1 protein-coding gene is annotated in these 448 nt (G+C 66.1%); it reads right to left on the reverse strand.

The genetic code is table 11. The features are described 5' to 3' along the window. Positions 1 to 448 (reverse strand): DUF885 family protein (locus tag I6F37_RS39860; protein WP_225154358.1); only part of this gene is annotated, 448 nt, incomplete at both ends.

Genomic DNA, 448 nt, shown 5'->3' on the forward strand with positions numbered 1-448 from the left:
AATCGTTGCCGAGCATGGCGCGGCGAACGAGCGGAATCGGCGGGCCGCCGTAGCTCAAGAACGTGTCGTGAAATTCCTTCCACGCGCTGCGCCCGCCGCGCGTCGCGGTCCAGTCGTCGCGCAGCTTGCGGATCATCAGCTTGCCGAGCGTGTAGTTGAGGTACGCCGGGTCGTACGTGCCGCGCGCGGCCTGCTGGCGCGCGTTTCCTTCGTCCTGAAAGCACTCGTCGCGGAACAGCTCGTACGACTGCTGTTGTGTCATGGCGCGCGTGTGCAGGCCGAGAGCCGACACGTAGCGGCAGTTGCGCAGCAGCGCGTTGGAAAGCTGGCCGATGTGCGACTCGGCATTACCGCTCTCGAACCCGGCTTCGAAGACGAGCTCTTCCGCGTAGTGCCCCCAGCCTTCGGCGAACGCGTAGCCGACGAATACGCGGCCGAACAGCGACGG

Origin of the sequence: Bradyrhizobium sp. NBAIM08 (assembly GCF_020193935.1) — a bacterium.
GTDB classification, from domain to species: Bacteria; Pseudomonadota; Alphaproteobacteria; order Rhizobiales; family Xanthobacteraceae; genus Bradyrhizobium; species Bradyrhizobium yuanmingense.